Source organism: Nocardioides alkalitolerans, assembly GCA_038184435.1.
Taxonomy (GTDB): domain Bacteria; phylum Actinomycetota; class Actinomycetes; order Propionibacteriales; family Nocardioidaceae; genus Nocardioides; species Nocardioides alkalitolerans_A.
Genome location: CP116227.1, coordinates 2,695,926 through 2,714,005 on the forward strand (window position 1 = coordinate 2,695,926; position 18,080 = coordinate 2,714,005).

An 18,080-nucleotide genomic window follows, 5' to 3' on the forward strand; every position below is an offset into this window, starting at 1 on the left:
CCACCACCGACGCCGCCGCCCTGCCCGACGACGCCGCACGCCCGGCCCCGACCGCCGCCCCCACCGCCGCCTGGGGCGTCGGCCTCGCCACGGTCGCCGCCGACGGCACCGTGCTCGACGTCTGGTTCCCCGCCCCGGCGCTCGGGCCCGCCCCCCACGCCGACGCCGCCGACGAGCTGGCGGGCGTCGAGCTCGACGCGCTGGCCGGTGTCGACGAGCTGCGCGGGGTGACGCGCGAGGTCCGCCGGGTCGAGATCGACGACCTGCAGGCCGCGCCGACGTCGACGGAGGAGGTCTGGCTGCGCCTCCACCTGCTCTCGGCGCGCCTCGTGACGCCCCACAGCATCTCCCTCGACGGCCAGTTCGGCCTGCTCGCCAACGTGGTGTGGACGTCGGCCGGCCCCTGCGCGGTCGAGGGCTTCGAGCTCACCCGGGCGCGGCTGCGGGCCGCGGGCCAGCACGTCAGCGTGTACGGGGTCGACAAGTTCCCCCGGATGACGGACTACGTGCTGCCCACCGGCGTCCGCATCGCCGACGCCGACCGCGTGCGCCTCGGCGCCCACCTCGCGCCGGGCACGACGGTCATGCACGAGGGCTTCGTCAACTTCAACGCCGGCACCCTCGGCGCCTCGATGGTCGAGGGTCGCATCTCGGCGGGCGTCGTCGTCGGCGACGGCTCCGACATCGGCGGCAGCGCGTCGATCATGGGCACGCTGTCGGGCGGCGGCAAGCAGGTCATCTCCATCGGCCGCCGCTGCCTCCTGGGCGCCAACGCCGGCATCGGCATCTCGCTCGGCGACGACTGCGTCGTCGAGGCCGGCACCTACGTGACGGCCGGCGCCAAGGTGGTCGTCACCGAGCCGGGCGCCGAGCCCCGCACCGTCAAGGCGGCCGAGCTCTCGGGCGCCTCCAACGTGCTGTTCCGGCGCAACTCCGTGTCGGGTGCGCTCGAGGCCGTGCCGTGGAAGAGCGAGGGCGTCACGCTCAACGCCGCGCTCCACGCCAACGACTGACCGACGGCGTGCGCGCGAGGGGGGCCGGGCCATGAGGTCGCGCCTGCTCGTCGGCCTCGTGGTCGCGGCGCTCGTCGGTGGCGTCGTCGTGCTGGCCGGTCGGTGGGTCTACCGCAGCGTCGAGGGCTTCCTGCCGCCGCCCGAGGGCTGCGTGGCCGAGGTGGACGGCGCCCGGGTCGAGCTCAACCGGGAGCAGGCCGAGAACGCGGCGCTGATCGTGGCGACGTCCGTGCGCCGTGGGCTGCCGGCGCGCGCGGCGACGATCGCCCTCGCCACGGCGTACCAGGAGTCCCGGATCGAGAACATCGCCTACGGCGACCGCGACTCCGTCGGGCTCTTTCAGCAGCGCCCCTCGCAGGGGTGGGGCACGCGGGAGCAGATCCTCGATCCCTCGTACTCCATCGGCAAGTTCTACGACGGCCTCGTCGAGGTGCCGGGGTACGCCGAGCTGCCGGTCACCGAGGCCGCGCAGGCCGTGCAGCGCTCGGCCTTCCCCGAGGCCTACGCCGACCACGAGGCCGACGCCCGCGTGCTGGCCTCCGCCCTGACGGGGTGGTCGCAGGCGGCGTTCACCTGCACGTGGGACGCCGACGTGCGCACCGAGGCCTCCGACGAGCTGGACGAGGCGGGCCTGACCCCGCGGGCCGCGACGGTCCTCGCGGAGCTGGAGGCGGCGTACGGCGACCTGCCGGTCGGCGGCTTCGCGCCCGGCGGTGTCGACTCCGGGCACTCGGAGGGGTCGGCCCACTACGAGGGCCGCGCCGTCGACGTGTTCACCCGCCCGGTGACGGAGGAGTCGCAGCGGTTCGGCTGGTCGATGGCGCACTACCTGGTGGCGCACGCCGAGCGGCTCGACGTGGCCACGGTGATCTACGACGGGAAGATCTGGACCGCGCGGCGCTCCGCCCAGGGCTGGCGCGACTACGACATCGACACCGGCGACGTCGACGCGGAGACCGCGGCGATCCTCGAGCACCGCGACCACGTGCACGTCGACGTCTTCTAGCACCGCTGGGGACCAGACCTCCGCAAGACTGGCTCAAGTGCTGGGATCGAGCGCCCTGACCTGCGCAGACTGGTCTCACGCGGGGCCGGCTCGGACGCCCCCACCACACCGGGAGCACACACATGGTGGCCATGGCGCGCGTCGGGGCCGACGGCCTCGTCGCGCCGACCCTGCACGCCGGCATCGTCGAGGCGATGCCGGACGCCGTCGTCGTGGCCGACCCGGAGGGCCGCATCGTGCTCACCAACCCGCGCGCCGCCGAGGTGTTCGGCTGGAGCGAGGACGAGCTCGTGGGCCGCCCCATCGAGATCCTGATGCCGCCGCGCTACCGCGCCCGGCACCCGCGACTGCGCAAGGGGTACGCCGGCCTGCGGATGAACCTGCTCGAGCTGCGGGGCTACCGCAAGGACGGCACCGAGTTCCCCGCCGAGATCTCGCTCGCCACCATCGTCGAGGGCGCGAGCACGTGGGTGTGCGCGACGGTCCGCGACATCACCGAGCGCAAGCGCTCCGAGGAGCGCTTCCGCCAGCTCGTGGACGCCGCGCCCGACCCGCTCGTCATCACGGACGCCGCCGGCACGATCGTGCTGGCGAGCGAGCAGGCCCAGGCCGTGTTCGGCTACACCGGCGACGAGCTCGTCGGCGAGCCCATCGAGGTGCTGGTGCCGACCCGCTACCACGAGACCCACCGCCGGATGCGCCAGCGGTTCGCGGCCAACCCGCGGTTCCGGCCCATGGGCTCCGGCCAGGAGCTCTACGCCCGCCACCGGGACGGCTCGGAGATCCCCGTGTCCATCTCGCTGGCCCCGCTCGTCACCGAGGACGAGGTGCTGCTCTCGGCCTCCATCCGCGACCTCACCGAGCGCAACCGCGTGCAGACGCAGGTCGACCAGGTGCGCGAGGACCTCGTCGCGACGGTGTCGCACGAGATGCGCACGCCCCTGACCTCGATCATCGGCTACCTCGAGCTCGTGCTGGACAGCACCGAGCCGCTGCCCCCGGCCGCGCGGAGCATGCTCGAGGTGGTGCACCAGAACGCCTACCGCGAGCTCGGGCTCGTCAACGACCTGCTGACCGTCGCGTCCGTGGGCTCGGAGGGCCCGTCGGCGAGCACCGTGGACATGGCGGAGGTCGTCGCGGCGGCGGTCGCCCAGGCCCGGGTGCTGGCGCAGGACCGCGGTGTCGACCTGCAGGTCGACGCGGACCCGGGCGCGCGGCCGGTGAGCGGTCGGGCGCACCGCCTGCGCCAGGTCGTCGACAACCTCGTCTCCAACGCCCTGAAGTTCACGCCCGCCGGCGGGAGCGTGCGCGTGACGTGCAGCGACCTCGACGGACGCACCACGGTGACCGTCGAGGACACCGGCACCGGCATCGAGCCCGACGAGCTGCCGATGGTCTTCGAGCGGCTCTACCGCACCCGCGCGGCCGTCGACGCGTGCACCCCCGGCGTCGGCATCGGGCTCTCCCTCGTCCGCAGCATCACCCAGGGGCACGGCGGCACCGTCGAGGTGCGCAGCACGCCGGGCACCGGCACCACGGTGCGGGTGCGGCTCCCGTACGCCGCGGCCTGAGGGCCGGACCCCGGCTCGGGCCCCGGCTCAGGCGGCGGCCGTCGGCGAGCCGACGTGGCTCGCCTCGATGGCGCGCAGCGCCAGGAGCACGACACCGCCAGCGCCACCGACCAGCACGGTCGACCCCTCCCGCACGGGCGCGGCGCCCTGCACGAGCACACCGTCGACAGTCGTGCCGTTGGTGCTGCCCAGGTCGCCGATCCACCAGCCGCCGCGCGCCTTGTAGAGCACCGCGTGCTGGCGCGAGACCCGCGCGTCCGAGAGCCGCACCCGGCACCCCCGCGAGCGCCCCAGGACCGCCCCGGACGGCACGCGGAAGAGCAGGCCCGAGGTCGACACCAGGGCGATCTCGTCACCGGCGAGCACCCCCCGCGCGGATCCGGCCGCCGACGGCGTCGCGACCGGTGCCGCGCGCGGGTCCCGGCGCGGGCCGGGGACCGGCGGGGGTCCGGGACGGGGCGTCGGCCGCGCCGCGCGCAGCGCCGACGGCGCCGGGGCGGGGGTCGCGACCGGAGCGGTCACCGGGCGCACCGGCAGCGGACGCACCGAGGTCGGCATCGGCCGGGTACGACGCGGGCCGGGATCCGCGTCGACGGGGCTGTCCGTGGGGCTGACGGTGGGGCTGACCGTGGCACTGCTCGTCGGCACGACGGCAGCGGCCGACGGTCGCAGCGGGAGCGGCACCGTCGCCTCGTGGTCCGGGCGGGGCCCGGCGACGCCCTCCCGGGCCTCCTGACGACGCAGCAGGGCCACGAGCACCCCCAGCCCCGAGCAGACACCGACGGTCGCTCCCACGACCGTTGCGATCACCACGACCCACATGCTGCGCCCCCTCTGCTCCGTCTCAGGGTTCCCAGTCAGCCACGTCGGCGGCCGGAAGTCACCTGGTTCGGCGAATTCTCAGGACGTGAAGTGGCCGCTGGTCGGACGGCGCGCTACCAAAGGAGGGGTGGCGGCGAGGCCCCATCTCCTAGACTCTGGCGCGCTGGTGACCGAGGACGGGAGCGACGTGGCAGGGATCGAACGCGGCGACGACATGCTGCGCATGCGGGAGGTGCTCGCGCTGACGGCGCCGGGCACCGCGCTGCGCGACGGTCTCGAACGCATCCTCCGCGGGCGCACCGGCGCCCTCATCGTGCTCGGCCGGGACGCGCTCGTGGAGTCCATCTCCACCGGCGGCTTCGAGCTCGACGTCCCGTTCACCGCCACCGGCCTGCGCGAGCTGGCGAAGATGGACGGCGGCATCATCGTCGACAGCGGCCTGACGAAGATCCACCGCGCGGCCGTGCACCTCATGCCCGACCACACCATCCCCTCGTTCGAGACGGGCACGCGGCACCGCACCGCCGACCGGGTGGCCCGCCAGACCGGGTTCCCCGTGATCTCGGTGTCCCAGTCGATGCAGATCATCGCGGCGTACGTCGGCGAGAGCCGGCACGTGCTCGAGGACTCCGGCCAGATCCTCTCCCGCGCCAACCAGGCGATCGCGACGCTGGAGCGCTACAAGCTGCGGCTCGACGAGGTCGCGACCACGCTGTCCGCGCTCGAGATCGAGGACCTGGTGACCGTCCGCGACGTCGCGGTCGTGGCGCAGCGCATGGAGATGGTCACGCGGATCGCGCGGGAGATCGAGGACTACGTGCTCGAGCTCGGCACCGACGGCCGCCTGCTGTCGCTGCAGCTCGAGGAGCTCGTCTCCGGCGTCGACGCCGAGCGCGAGCTCGTCGTGCGCGACTACCTGCCGTCGGGCCGCCGCTCCCCCACCCCGGAGAAGCTCCTCGAGCGGCTCGAGACGCTGTCGGCGACCGAGCTGGTGGACCCGGCGTCGGTCGCCAAGGCGCTGGGCCTGGGCACGAGCGAGCACCTCGACGGCGCCGTCGCGCCCCGGGGCTACCGGCTCCTCGCCAAGGTGCCGCGGCTGCCCGGCGCGGTCGTCGACCGCCTCATCGAGCACTTCGGCACCCTGCAGAAGCTGCTGTCCGCCGGCATCGACGACCTGCAGGCCGTCGAGGGCGTCGGCGAGCTCCGCGCCCGCAACGTGCGCGAGGGCCTCTCCCGCCTCGCGGAGTCGAGCATCCTCGAGCGGTACGTCTGAGCGACGGCCGCCGGCCCGCGTCAGTCCGTCGGGGCCGACGTGGCGGCGGGCGGCGTCGTCCCCGTCGTACCGGTCGGCGGAGCCGTGGGGTCGACCGTCGGCGTGATGGTGCGCTCGATGACCTCGGGCTGGGGCGTCTCGAGCTCGAACTGCACGTCGGTGGGCTCGCCCGCGAGCGCCGCCGACTCGACGTGGTAGGCGCCCGGCAGCGACCACTGCTCCAGCTCGCAGCCCGGACCCGAGCGCCAGGCCGGCCACTCCAGCTCCGCCGCCGCCTCCGCGTCGGTCCGCAGCACGAGCTCCTGCTCGGGCAGGGCGTCCGGGCAGTGCTGGGTCGACCAGATGTCGTCGCTGCCGCTGGTGATCTTGACGACCGTGGTCGTCGGCGAGGCCGTCCAGTAGCAGGCCGGCGTCTCCTTGCTCGAGAAGAGCAGCGTGACCGCGACGGGCTGCCCGGCCACCGCCCGCTCGACCTTGGCGCGCACGGCCACGTCGTCCGCCGCGCAGCGGCCCTCGGGGCTGGCCGGCGGGGGCGGCGCCTCGGTCGTCGTGGTGGGCGACGGCGCCGGTGGGGTCGAGGGCGGCTGCTCCGTGGTGGTGCTCGCGTCGCTCGACGCCGCGCGGGCCTCGTCGTCGTCGCCGTCGGAGCCCGCGCCCAGGAGGCGACCGACGAGCACCACGAGGAGGGCGGCCACCGCCGCCAGCACGATCCGACGCCGCCAGTAGACACGGGGCGACAGAGGCCCACGGGGGCGGGACACGGCAGACACGCATCCCACGCTAGCCACCGCGCCGGGCAGCCCGTCGCAGGCGCACCGTAGTCTCCACCGACGTGCGCGCCACACCGGAGATCCCCGCCGTCGACGACGTGCCCGGGCTGCACGACGCCGTCCTCGGCTGGTACGACGAGCACGCCCGCGACCTGCCCTGGCGCGGCGTCGGGGCGAGCCCGTGGTCGGTCATGGTCTCGGAGTTCATGCTCCAGCAGACACCGGTCGCCCGGGTGCTGCCGGTGCACGCCGCGTGGATGGAGACGTGGCCGACGCCGGCCGACCTGGCCGCGGCCAGCACCGGAGAGGCCGTGCGCGCCTGGGGACGGCTCGGCTACCCGCGACGCGCCCTGCGCCTCCACGCCGCGGCGACGGCGATCGTGGCGGAGCACGGGGGCGAGGTGCCCCGCTCCTACACCGACCTCCTGGCCCTCCCCGGCGTCGGCGACTACACGGCGGCGGCCATCGCGTCGTTCGCCTACGGGCAGCGCCACGTCGTGCTCGACACGAACGTACGGCGCGTGATCGCCCGCGTCGCCGCCGGCCAGGAGCTCCCGCCGCGCTCGGTCACGACGGCCGAGCGCGCGCTGGCCGCCTCCCTGCTGCCCGACGCCCCCGCCGACGCCGCGACCTGGAACGTGGGCCTCATGGAGCTCGGCGCCCTCGTCTGTTCCGCGGCCTCCCCCGCCTGCGAGCGCTGCCCCGTGCTCGACCGGTGCGCGTGGGTGGCGGCGGGCCGCCCCGCCTACGAAGGCCCCGCGCGGGTGGCCCAGACCTACGCCGGCACCGACCGGCAGTGCCGCGGACGCCTCCTGGCCGTCGTGCGCGACGCCGAGGGGCCGGTCGCCTTGTCGACATTGGAGGCCGCGTGGGCGATCCCGGAGCAGCGCGACCGGTGCCTCGCCAGCCTCGTCGAGGACGGCCTGGTCGCGCGGGTCGGCCCCGCGTCGTACGCCCTCCCCTGACCGGCGGTCCCCTCCTCGCGGACGTCATGCGGGGCGGTGCCTCCGGCCACCGGTCCGCATGACGTCCGGCGGGTCCAGCGCTCGACCCCTCGCGGACGTCATGCGGGGCGGTGCCCCCGGCCACCGGTCCGCATGACGTCCGGCGGGTCCAGGGCCCTCGAACGACGGACGGCCCGCACGCGGGTCGCGTGCGGGCCGGCCGGTCGTTCAGGAGCGGGTCACTCCTCGGGGCGCTTCTCGATGTCCACCGGACCCTCGGTCTCCGCCGTGGGGTCGACCTTGCCCATGTCCGCCGTCTCGAACGGGGGCACGTCGGGCAGGGTGCCGACCTTCTGGCCCTGGAAGGTGAAGGTCGCGGTCGGACCCTCGCCCTCGACGTCGATCAGCACGATCTGGCCGGGGCCGACCTCGCCGAACAGCATCTTCTCGGCCAGCACGTCCTCGACCTCGCGCTGGATCGTGCGCCGCAGCGGACGCGCGCCGAGCACCGGGTCGAAGCCCCGCTTGGCGAGCAGGTCCTTCGCGGTCTGCGTGAGCTCGATCGACATGTCCCGGTCCTTCAGGCGCTTGTCGACGTTGGCGATCATGTTGTCGACCATCGCGATGATCTGCTCCTGGTTCAGGGGCGGGAACACGATGATCTCGTCGACACGGTTGAGGAACTCCGGACGGAAGTGCTGCTTGAGCTCCTCCGACACCTTCGACTTCATCCGGTCGTAGGAACCCGCGGCGTCACCGGTCTGGGCGAAACCGAGGTTGACGCCCTTCGCGATGTCCCGCGTGCCGAGGTTGGTCGTCATGATGATGACCGTGTTCTTGAAGTCGACGACCCGACCCTGGGAATCGGTGAGTCGACCCTCCTCGAGGATCTGCAGGAGCGAGTTGAAGATATCCGGGTGCGCCTTCTCGACCTCGTCGAAGAGGACGACGGAGAACGGCTTGCGACGCACCTTCTCGGTGAGCTGGCCGCCCTCTTCGTAACCCACGTATCCCGGCGGGGAACCGAAGAGACGCGACACCGTGTGCTTCTCGCCGAACTCGCTCATGTCGAGCTGGATCAGCGCGTCCTCGTCACCGAACAGGAACTCCGCGAGCGTCTTCGACAGCCACGTCTTACCAACACCGGACGGACCGGCGAAGATGAACGAACCACCGGGACGCTTCGGGTCCTTGAGACCGGCACGCGTGCGACGGATGGCCCGGGAGAGGGCCTTGACGGCCTCCTCCTGGCCGATGACACGCTTGTGGAGCTCGTCCTCCATCTTGAGCAGACGGCTGGACTCCTCCTCGCTGAGCTTCACGATCGGGATGCCCGTCGCGACCGCCAGCACCTCGGCGATCAGCTCCTCGTCGACCTCCGCGACCTCGTCCATGTCGCCCGCGCGCCACTGCTTCTCGCGGTCGGCCTTCTTCAGGATGAGCTGCTTCTCCTCGTCGCGGAGCGCAGCGGCGGCCTCGAAGTCCTGGCCGTCGATCGCGGCCTCCTTGCGGACCCGGACGTCGGCGATCTTCTCGTCGTACTCCTTCAGGTCGGCGGGCGCCGTCATGCGCTTGATGCGCAGGCGCGAGCCGGCCTCGTCGATGAGGTCGATCGCCTTGTCGGGCAGGAAGCGGTCGGAGATGTAGCGGTCGGCCAGCGTCGCCGCCGAGACCAGGGCCTCGTCGGTGATGGTGACGCGGTGGTGCGCCTCGTAGCGGTCGCGCAGGCCCTTGAGCATCTCGATCGTGTGGGCGATCGACGGCTCGGCCACCTGGATCGGCTGGAAGCGGCGCTCGAGCGCGGCGTCCTTCTCCAGGTACTTCCGGTACTCGTCCAGCGTCGTCGCGCCGATCGTCTGCAGCTCGCCACGGGCCAGCATCGGCTTGAGGATGCTCGCGGCGTCGATCGCGCCCTCGGCCGCGCCGGCACCGACGAGCGTGTGGATCTCGTCGATGAACAGCACGATGTCGCCGCGGGTGCGGATCTCCTTGAGCACCTTCTTGAGGCGCTCCTCGAAGTCACCGCGGTAGCGCGATCCGGCCACGAGCGCACCCAGGTCGAGCGTGTAGATGTGCTTGTCCTTGAGCGTCTCCGGCACGTTGCCCTTGACGATGTCCTGCGCCAGGCCCTCGACGACCGTCGTCTTGCCGACGCCGGGCTCACCGATGAGGACCGGGTTGTTCTTCGTGCGCCGCGAGAGGATCTGCATGACCCGCTCGATCTCGGTGCCGCGACCGATCACCGGGTCGAGCTTGCCCTCGCGGGCCGCCTGGGTGAGGTTGCGCCCGAACTGGTCGAGCACGAGGGAGGAGGAGGGGGCCTCGCTGCCGCTGCCGCCGGTGGCGGCCGCCGCGCCGGAGCTCTCCTTGCCCTGGAAGCCGCTGAGCAGCTGGATGACCTGCTGCCGCACGCGGTTGAGGTCGGCGCCGAGCTTCTGCAGGACCTGCGCGGCGACACCCTCGCCCTCGCGGATCAGGCCCAGCAGGATGTGCTCGGTGCCGATGTAGGAATGACCGAGCTGCAGCGCCTCGCGCAGCGACAGCTCGAGCACCTTCTTGGCTCGGGGGGTGAACGGGATGTGCCCGCTGGGCGCCTGCTGGCCCTGGCCGATGATCTCCTCGACCTGGGCCCGGACCGCCTCCAGCGAGATGTCGAGGCTCTCCAGGGCCTTCGCCGCGACACCCTCACCCTCGTGGATCAGGCCGAGCAGGATGTGCTCGGTGCCGATGTAGTTGTGGGAGAGCATGCGGGCCTCTTCCTGGGCCAGCACGACCACCCGACGGGCTCGGTCAGTGAACCGCTCGAACATGTGCGCCTCGATCCTTCTCATTTCGCGGCGCCCGGGGCGCCGCAAGGTGGGCCGGCCAACCGCTCTCCTGGTTCGCCGTACACCGCAGATCAACTGTTGACCCAGCCTACGTGTTCCCCCCGACGACTCCACGGGGGTCTGCTCAGAGCGAACAGACCCCCGTGGGCACCGTCAGGTGCGCGCGCTCAGTGCGCCGCGTCGTACGCCTCGCGGATCTCGGAGGAGACGCGACCGCGGTCGGGCACGTCCCACCCGTTCTCGCGCGCCCACTCGCGGATCTCCTTGGTGCTGGGGCCGTCCGTCGTGGCCGCCGCGGTGGAGCGCGACGACGAGCGCTGGCGGCGCTGGCCGCCGGCGCGGCGCGCGTGGCCGACGTACGGCGCGACCGCGTCCCGCAGCGCAGCGGCGTGCTCGTCGTTGAGGTCGATCTCGTAGGTGACGCCGTCGAGACCGAAGGTGACCGTCTCGGTTGCCTCGGAACCGTCGATGTCGTCGACGAGGACGATGTGGACCTTCTGTGCCATGACGCCTTCACTTTCCGCAGATCACTGCGATCGTCGGATATCGGGGAGGATATCTCCGCGCAGACTATTGCAGATCACGTCGGCGAATTGTGCGGCACCCCGCCGATTCGATTCGACGTCGATAATCGCGAGAAATGCGACCCGCCGAATATCAGCCCGCGTTGCGACGGAATACCAGCTCGAGACCGCGGAGCGTGAGCCACGGGTCGTGGCGGTCGATTCCCGTGCATTCCGCACTGATCATCGGCGCGAGATATCCGGTCGCGACCACGGTGGTGTCGTCGACCGAGCGACCGATCTCGGCCGCCACCCGCGCCACGAGGCCCTCGACCTGGGCGACCACGCCGAAGTAGAGCCCCGACTGAATGGCCTCGACCGTGTTGCGGGCGATCACCGAGCGGGGACGCGCCAGCTCGACGCGCCGCAGCTGGGCCGTGCGCCGGTCGAGCGCCTCGGCCGACACCTCGATGCCGGGCGCGATGAGCCCGCCGACGTACTGGCTCTTCTCGTTCACCACGTCCACCGTCGTGGCGGTGCCGAGGCCGACGACGACGACCGGCCGACCGGGCTCCGCGTGGTGCGTGGCCGCGGCGAGCGCGTTGACGATGCGGTCGGCCCCGACCTCGCGCGGGTTGTCGACGAGGACCGGGATGCCGGTGCGGATCCCGGGGCCGACCACCACGTGGGGGACGTCCGGCAGGTGCCGCTGGAGCATCTCGCGCCACTCGTGGAGCACACCGGGCACCGTGGAGGCGATCGCGACGCCCTCCAGCACCGCGAGGCCGCCGACGGCGCGGGTCCCCACGAGGGAGCCGAGCAGCGCGGCCCACTCGTCGGCGGTGCGGCGCTCGTCGGTCGCGACGCGCCAGTCCGTCACCGGCGTCGCCCCGTCGAAGAGGCCGAGCACCGTGCGGGTGTTGCCGATGTCGACGCAGAGTAGGCGGCTCCGCGGGGCCGGCTCCGGCGACGTGCCCACGGCTCAGCCCCGGAGGTCGAGGCCGAGGTCGAAGACCTTCACCGAGTGCGTCAGCGCGCCGACCGAGATGTAGTCGACCCCCGTCGCCGCGACCTCGCGCGCCCGCTCGATGGTGAGGCCGCCCGACGCCTCCAGCGTCGCCCGCCCCTGCGTCAGCTCCTCGTTGAGGGCGACGGCCGCGGTCATCGTCGCGGCGTCCATGTTGTCGAGCAGCACCCACGTGCAGCCGGCGACCAGCAGGGCGCGCAGCTGCTCGAGGCCGGTCACCTCGACGACGACGTGGAGGTCGGGGTACGTCGCGCGCACGGCCTCGAACGCCGGCACGACGCCGCCGGCCGCGACGACGTGGTTGTCCTTGACCATCGCCACGTCGGAGAGGCTGAACCGGTGGTTGACCCCGCCGCCGCAGCGCACCGCGTACTTCTGCAGCGCCCGCAGGCCCGGCAGCGTCTTGCGGGTGTCGAGCACCCGGGCGTCGGTGCCCTCGAGGGCCGCCACCCACGCGGCCGTCGCCGTGGCGACGCCGGAGAGGTGGCACGCGTAGTTGAGCGCCACCCGCTCCGCCGTCAGCAGGCCGCGGGTCGGGCCCGCGACGCTCATGACGGCGTCGCCGGCCTTCACCTCGGTGCCGTCCGGGACGCGACCGGTCACCTCGACGTCGTCGCCCAGGACCGCCCGGAAGGCCAGCTCGGCCAGCACGAGTCCGGCGACGGTGCCCGCCTCGCGCGCCCCGAAGTCGGCGGTGCCCCGCGCGTCCACCGGGATCGTGGCCAGGCTCGTCACGTCCCCGTCGGGCACGTCCTCGACGAGGGCGGCGGCGACCGCGGCGTACGTGGCCCGCGGGTCGAGGCCCGCCGCCTCCAGCTCCGCGACCAGCGGGGCCGGCAACGCGTCGTACGGGGTGGTGCTCAGGGAGGTGCTCACACGATCTCCGGGGTCGGTTCGGCGTCGGGGGTGGCGGTGGGCGCCAGGGCGGTGGGCGCGTCGCTCGGCGGGGCCGGGCGGAAGAGGACGGCGACGGCACCGTCGCCGTCGAGAGTGACGTCCACGTGGCCCGACCAGTGCGCGTCGTCGCGGGCCGGGTGGTCGTCGCGCCAGTGCGACCCGCGGGTCTCCTGCCGCAGTGTCGCCGCCGCGGTCAGCGCGGCCGCGACCGTCACGAGGTTGGTGGTCTCCCAGGCGGCGAGCTCGGCGGGCACGTCCTCGCGACCGGAGGCCGCCAGCTCGGCGAGGTGCGCCGCCGCCGCCGCGAGACCGTCCGCCGTGCGCAGCACGCCGACCTGCGCGGTCATCGTCTCCTGCAGGTCCCGGCGGCGGTCGGGGTCGGCGAGGCCGGAGGGTACGGCGCGGGCTCCGGCCGGCGCGACCGCCGGGAGCCGCTCGAGGTCGCCCGGCAGCACCTCGGCGATGCGCCGCGAGAAGACGAGGCCCTCGAGCAGCGAGTTGGACGCCAGCCGGTTGGCGCCGTGGACGCCGGAGCAGGCGACCTCGCCCGTGGCGTAGAGGCCCGGCACGCTGCTGCGGCCCCACAGGTCGGTGGCGATGCCGCCCGAGGCGTAGTGGCAGGCGGGCGCCACCGGCACGAGGTCGACGGCGGGGTCGACGCCGTGCCGCTCGCAGGTGGCGAGGATGGTCGGGAAGCGGCGCTCCCAGAACGCGCGCCCGAGGTGGCGGGCGTCGAGCCACACGTGGGGCCGGTCCGTCTCCTGCATCCGGCGGGTGATCGCCTTGGCGACCACGTCGCGGGGCGCGAGGTCGGCCAGCTCGTGCTCGCCGAGCATGAAGCGCTCCCCCGCGTCGTCCACGAGGAAGGCACCCTCGCCCCGCACCGCCTCCGAGATGAGGGGCTGCTGGCCGCGGGAGTCAGGGCCGAGGTACATCACCGTCGGGTGGAACTGCACGAACTCCAGGTCCCGCACGACCGCGCCGGCGCGCAGCGCCAGCGCGACGCCGTCACCCGTGGACACCGCCGGGTTCGTCGTCTGGCTGAAGACCTGGCCGAGCCCGCCCGAGGCCAGCACCACGGCCCGGGCGTGCACCGCTCCGACCCCGTCGCGCTGGCCCTCGCCCATGACGTGGAGGGTCAGGCCCGCGACCGGGCGGCGCCCCTCGGCGTCGGGCTCGCCCAGCAGCAGGTCGACCGCGTGGGCGTGGTGGACGACCTCGATCTCCGGGGCCGCCTCGATCGCCGCGACGAGCGCACGCTGGATCTCGGCCCCGGTCGCGTCGCCGCCGGCGTGGGCGATGCGGTCCCGGTGGTGCCCGCCCTCGCGGGTCAGGGACAGCTCGCCGTCGGTGCCCTGGTCGAAGACGGCGCCCAGGGCGATCAGCTCGCGCACCGCGGCCGGGCCCTCCGTGACGAGCGCGCGCACCGCCTCCGGGTCGCACGCGCCCGCGCCGGCCACGAGGGTGTCGACCTCGTGCTCGTGCGGGGTGTCGCCCGGACCGAGGGCCGCCGCGATGCCGCCCTGCGCCCACTGCGTCGAGCCCGCGCTGAGCACGTCCTTCGTCACGACGAGCACCGAGCCCACGCCGGCGGCGTGGGCGCGCAGCGCCGCGGTCAGGCCGGCGATGCCGGAGCCCACGACCACCACGTCGGCGCGTGCCGTCCACCCCGGGGCGGCCGCGCTGAGGCGGCGCGGCAGGCGCGGCTGCGGGCCGGGCTGCGGGTCGGGCTGCGGGCCGGGCTGCGGGGGGCCGGGGTCGAGCGGGCGGGACGCGGTCACCGGGACAGTGTGCGGTGCGGGCTCAGCGAGCGGCGAGGGTGTCGCCGCGGACGAGACCGGAACCGGCGATCGCCTCCGCCGGGTCGAAGCCCGTCGCGAGCACCTTGTTGTCGGCGTCGACGAAGACGACGTGCGGCTTGAGCTCCTTCGCCTCCGCCGTCGTCAGCTGGGCGTAGGCGATGAGGATGACCAGGTCTCCCGGCTGCACGAGACGGGCGGCGGCACCGTTGATGCCGATGACGCCCGAGCCCCGCTCGCCCGCGATCGTGTAGGTCTCCAGGCGCGCACCGTTGGTGATGTCGACGATGTGGACGAGCTCGCCGGGCAGCAGGTCGGCGGCGTCGAGGAGGTCCTCGTCCACCGTCACGGAGCCCACGTAGTGCAGGTCCGCCTGCGTCACGGTGGCGCGGTGGATCTTGCTCTTCATCATGGTGCGGAGCATCAGCGGCTCTCCTCGCTCAGGGGCGTCGGGTGGATCGTGATGGGCAGGTTGTCGAGGAGCCGGGTCGCGCCCAGGCGGGCCGCCACGAGGACGCGCCCCTCACGGACGTCCTCCCGGGTGCCGTCCACGGCGGCGAGGTCCGCCTCCGTGACGACGAGGTAGTCGAGGTCCACGCCCGGCGTGCCCGCGACGGTCGCGACGGCGGCCTCGCGGGCGGCCTCGGCGCCGTACGTCGCGTGCCCGCGCGCGGCGGCGAGGGCGCGCGACAGGACGACCGCCGCGCGGCGCTGCTCGGCGTCGAGGTAGCGGTTGCGGGAGCTGAGCGCGAGGCCGTCGGGCTCGCGCACCGTCTCCGCGCCGACGACCTCGACCGGCAGGCACAGGTCGGCGACCATGCGGCGCACCAGCGTCAGCTGCTGGTAGTCCTTCTGGCCGAAGACGGCGACGTCGGGCTGCACGAGACCGAACAGCTTGGCGACCACCGTCAGCACGCCGCGGAAGTGGCCGGGACGGCTGGCCCCCTCGAGGAGGGTCGCGAGCGGTCCGGGCTCGACGGTGACCTGGGGGTCGCCGCCGGGGTAGACCTCCTCGACCGCCGGGGCGAACACCACGTCGACGCCCTCGCCGGAGCAGACCGCGAGGTCGGCGTCGAGGGTGCGCGGGTAGCGGTCGAGGTCCTCGCCCTGCCCGAACTGGAGCGGGTTGACGAAGACGGAGGCCACGACGACGCCGTCGGGACCGACGTGGTCGCGGGCCTCGCGCATGAGGGCCGCGTGGCCGACGTGCAGCGCGCCCATCGTGGGGACGAGCGCCACGCGGCCCGCGCCGCCGTGCTCGGACCGCACCGCGGCGATCCGGTCGCGCAGGGCCGACCGCGTCGGCGCGAGCGCCGGGCTGGTGAGGGTGCTCAACGGACGGCCTCCGGGCCCGGACGGGCGGCGTCCCCGGTGACGGGGGCGTCGTGCTCGGCGGCGTCGATCTCCTGGAGCAGGCGGGCCGCGCGGATCGGCAGCAGGCGGCCGTCGGTGGCCGCCCGGCCGACCGTGGCGCGCGCCAGTGTGCGGTAGGACGCCAGGGCCTGCGGGGCCTCCCGGCCGATCTCGTCGAGGTGCGTCGCGACCGTGCCGACGTCGCCGCGCACGACGGGACCGGTCAGGGCCGCGTCGCCCGAGCGCAGCGCGTTGTCGAGGGCCGCCTCGAGCAGCGGGCGCAGCACGTCGGCGGGGTCGGCGACGCCGTCCGCGCTGGCGGCGAGGATCTCGCGCGCCTCGGCGACGAGCGTGACGAGGTGGTTGGCGCCGTGGGCGAGCGCGGCGTGGTAGAGCGCGCGCCGCTCCTCGGGCACCCACACCACGCGGCCACCGAGGTCGGCCACGAGCCGCTCGACGACCGGGCGGTCGTCGGGGACCGCGGTCGCGCCGTACGCGCACGCCGCGACGCGGGGCAGGTCCGTCGCGGTGCCGGTGAAGGTCATCGCCGGGTGGAGCGCGACGACGCGCGCGCCCGCGAGGCGCGCAGGCTCGAGCGCCGCCAGGCCGTGGCGACCGGACGTGTGGAGGACGACCTGGCCGGGCCGGATCGCGCCGCTCGCGGCGAGCACCTCCACCACGTTGCCGAGCATGTCGTCGGGCACGGTGAGGAGCAGCAGGTCCGCGGCACGGGCGACGGCCGAGGGCTTGAGGAGGGGGACGCCGGGGAGCAGCTCCGCAGCGCGGTCCCGGGACGCGTCGGACTCGCCGGAGGCAGCGACGACCTCGTGGCCGGCGGCGGCCAGGGCCGCCGCGACGACGGCGCCGACACGGCCGGCGCCGATGACGCCCACGCGACGTGGGCAGGGCATGCCAGACGACATGGTCCGAACCTTTCGTTCCCGTCCCTCCGACCACCCCTCGCGGGGCCGGTGTGGGTACCGGACGTTGTCTCGAACTCCCGTGGCCGCGGAGGCGGTCACGGTGGTGCAACGGGAACGTTACGCCCGTGATTCCGGGCAGGAGAATCGAATGCCCGCGTGACCTGCCTCACCCGGTGCGTCGAGTTGGGGTCTTCGGCGCGGCGGGGGCGTCGAGTTGGGTCGTACGGCGCGGACCTGCCCCAGCTGCACAGCGCGCGCTGTCGGCGAGGACGGACGCCGCCGGCCTCGGCGGTGCCGGCCAGGATCCGGGTACGCCGCCGGCGAGCCCGCGCCGTACAGCGAACGTCATGCGGTCCGGCGCCCCCGGCCGCCGCCGCGCATGACGCCGGGCCGATGCGGCCGAGACAGGCACCGGAACTGTGCGCTTGGTACGACTCAGGCCGCGGCGGACCTGCCCCAGCCGCACATCTCGCGGGATTGGTGCCGTACGACCCAACTCGACGCGTCTGCCGCGCCGAACAACCCAACTCGACGCGTCTGCCGCGCCGAACAACCCAGCTCGACGCGCTCAGGCCACGTGGACCACGCGGGTCGGTCCGTCGTCGTCGACGAGGACGGACCCGGTGGCGTCGGCGACGGCGTCGAGGGCGACGTCGGCCACGATGTCGCGGGACCCGTCGGGCACGATCACGGCCGCCTCCGTCCCCACCGGGCCCAGCGACCGCAGGCTGCCCCGGTCGGGCCGCGTCGACCGGACGTGGCCGGGCTCGAGGGCGATGGCCCGGCCGCCCGGCCCCAGGTTGCGGACGACGTCGCGCCAGGCGGCGTCCCGCGCCGTACCGACCTCGGCCCTCGCCCCGGTGCCGCGGTCGGCGACCGGCCACCACTCCTGGAGCCAGCGACCCACCTGCTGGGGCACCCCCGTCTCGGCGAGCCGGGCGCCGAGCCGCTCCCGGCCGCTCAAGGGGTCGACGTGGACCATGCGGGGGTAGCCGTCGCCGTCGACCTGCACGACGTGGGTCGGCACGTGGGCGAGCCAGTCGCCCGCCAGCACCGTGCCGGTGTAGCCGGCCCGCAGGTCGAAGCGGATCTCCGCCCGCGGCAGCGCGCGGGCGATCGCGGGTGTCAGTGCGCCGACCGAGCCGAGGAGGACGAGCTCGGCCGGGTCCTCGGTGACCAGCAGGTCGAGCACGTCCTCCGGCACCTGCAGCAGGGTCGGCGGGTGGGAGCGGAGGTAGCCGCGCGCCGAACCGTAGAGCGCCGCGTCCCACGCCTGCTTCCACGTCGGCTCGCTCGGGGGCGGCAGGGCCGGCATGCCGAGGCTGGTGGGGGTCATGGCGGGTGGGGGCGG

16 protein-coding genes are annotated in these 18,080 nt (G+C 74.2%); 5 read left to right on the top strand and 11 right to left on the bottom strand.

Translation table 11 applies throughout. The annotated features are described in order from the left end of the window. The first annotated feature begins 20 nt into the window (after positions 1 to 20). The 3 genes from dapD to PIR53_12845 all read left to right on the top strand — a co-directional run bounded on the left by dapD (position 21) and on the right by PIR53_12845 (position 3,590). Positions 21 to 1,013, top strand: coding sequence for a 2,3,4,5-tetrahydropyridine-2,6-dicarboxylate N-succinyltransferase (gene dapD, locus PIR53_12835; protein ID WZH54451.1), 993 nt, complete (start codon positions 21 to 23; stop codon positions 1,011 to 1,013). A 31-nt stretch (positions 1,014 to 1,044) separates the two neighbouring features. Continuing rightward, positions 1,045 to 2,019, top strand: a complete 975-nt coding sequence (locus PIR53_12840) for a hypothetical protein (protein ID WZH50906.1) — start codon at positions 1,045 to 1,047, stop codon at positions 2,017 to 2,019. 122 nt (positions 2,020 to 2,141) lie between these two features. Then, complete coding sequence (locus PIR53_12845; protein WZH50907.1) at positions 2,142 to 3,590, top strand: PAS domain S-box protein; 1,449 nt, start codon at positions 2,142 to 2,144, stop codon at positions 3,588 to 3,590. A 27-nt stretch (positions 3,591 to 3,617) separates the two neighbouring features. Here PIR53_12845 and PIR53_12850 read toward each other — a convergent pair whose 3' ends face one another. Continuing rightward, a complete protein-coding gene (locus PIR53_12850; GenBank protein ID WZH50908.1) occupies positions 3,618 to 4,403 on the bottom strand; it encodes an FHA domain-containing protein in 786 nt (261 codons plus the stop codon). A gap of 223 nt (positions 4,404 to 4,626) precedes the next feature. On the opposite strand from PIR53_12850, the gene disA reads away from it, so the two are divergent. Then, positions 4,627 to 5,685 (top strand): DNA integrity scanning diadenylate cyclase DisA, encoded by a 1,059-nt coding sequence (gene disA, locus PIR53_12855; protein WZH54452.1) that lies wholly within the window; start codon positions 4,627 to 4,629, stop codon positions 5,683 to 5,685. A gap of 20 nt (positions 5,686 to 5,705) precedes the next feature. Here disA and PIR53_12860 read toward each other — a convergent pair whose 3' ends face one another. Continuing rightward, positions 5,706 to 6,455 (bottom strand): hypothetical protein, encoded by a 750-nt coding sequence (locus PIR53_12860; GenBank protein ID WZH50909.1) that lies wholly within the window; start codon positions 6,453 to 6,455, stop codon positions 5,706 to 5,708. Between the two features lie 62 nt (positions 6,456 to 6,517). Between PIR53_12860 and PIR53_12865 the strand changes: the two genes are divergently transcribed. Further along, a complete protein-coding gene (locus PIR53_12865; GenBank protein ID WZH50910.1) occupies positions 6,518 to 7,420 on the top strand; it encodes an A/G-specific adenine glycosylase in 903 nt (300 codons plus the stop codon). Positions 7,421 to 7,638: 218 nt separating this feature from the next. Here the strand turns inward: PIR53_12865 and PIR53_12870 are convergent, their stop codons facing one another. The 9 genes from PIR53_12870 to PIR53_12910 form a co-directional block, all read right to left on the bottom strand. Beyond that, positions 7,639 to 10,209: an ATP-dependent Clp protease ATP-binding subunit gene (locus PIR53_12870; GenBank protein ID WZH50911.1), complete on the bottom strand. Its 2,571-nt coding sequence runs from the start codon at positions 10,207 to 10,209 to the stop codon at positions 7,639 to 7,641. A gap of 185 nt (positions 10,210 to 10,394) precedes the next feature. After that, the gene (locus PIR53_12875) at positions 10,395 to 10,733 is read right to left on the bottom strand and encodes an Lsr2 family protein (protein WZH50912.1); all 339 of its coding nucleotides are present in this window, start codon (positions 10,731 to 10,733) and stop codon (positions 10,395 to 10,397) included. 151 nt (positions 10,734 to 10,884) lie between these two features. Then, positions 10,885 to 11,709 (bottom strand): type III pantothenate kinase, encoded by an 825-nt coding sequence (locus tag PIR53_12880; protein ID WZH50913.1) that lies wholly within the window; start codon positions 11,707 to 11,709, stop codon positions 10,885 to 10,887. Between the two features lie 3 nt (positions 11,710 to 11,712). Then, positions 11,713 to 12,633, bottom strand: a complete 921-nt coding sequence (nadC, locus tag PIR53_12885) for a carboxylating nicotinate-nucleotide diphosphorylase (GenBank protein ID WZH50914.1) — start codon at positions 12,631 to 12,633, stop codon at positions 11,713 to 11,715. Beyond that, complete coding sequence (locus PIR53_12890; GenBank protein WZH50915.1) at positions 12,630 to 14,435, bottom strand: L-aspartate oxidase; 1,806 nt, start codon at positions 14,433 to 14,435, stop codon at positions 12,630 to 12,632. The genes nadC and PIR53_12890 overlap by 4 nt, the downstream gene beginning before the upstream one ends. A 22-nt stretch (positions 14,436 to 14,457) precedes the next feature. Next, on the bottom strand, positions 14,458 to 14,877 hold the full coding sequence (locus PIR53_12895; protein WZH50916.1) for an aspartate 1-decarboxylase: 420 nt from the start codon (positions 14,875 to 14,877) through the stop codon (positions 14,458 to 14,460). After that, the gene (gene panC / locus PIR53_12900) at positions 14,877 to 15,788 is read right to left on the bottom strand and encodes a pantoate--beta-alanine ligase (GenBank protein WZH50917.1); all 912 of its coding nucleotides are present in this window, start codon (positions 15,786 to 15,788) and stop codon (positions 14,877 to 14,879) included. Before panC ends, PIR53_12895 begins: the two co-directional genes overlap by 1 nt. After that, positions 15,785 to 16,717: a DUF2520 domain-containing protein gene (locus tag PIR53_12905; GenBank protein ID WZH50918.1), complete on the bottom strand. Its 933-nt coding sequence runs from the start codon at positions 16,715 to 16,717 to the stop codon at positions 15,785 to 15,787. The genes panC and PIR53_12905 overlap by 4 nt, the downstream gene beginning before the upstream one ends. 580 nt (positions 16,718 to 17,297) lie before the next feature. Continuing rightward, on the bottom strand, positions 17,298 to 18,065 hold the full coding sequence (locus PIR53_12910) for a hypothetical protein (GenBank protein ID WZH50919.1): 768 nt from the start codon (positions 18,063 to 18,065) through the stop codon (positions 17,298 to 17,300). Positions 18,066 to 18,080 lie beyond the last annotated feature (15 nt).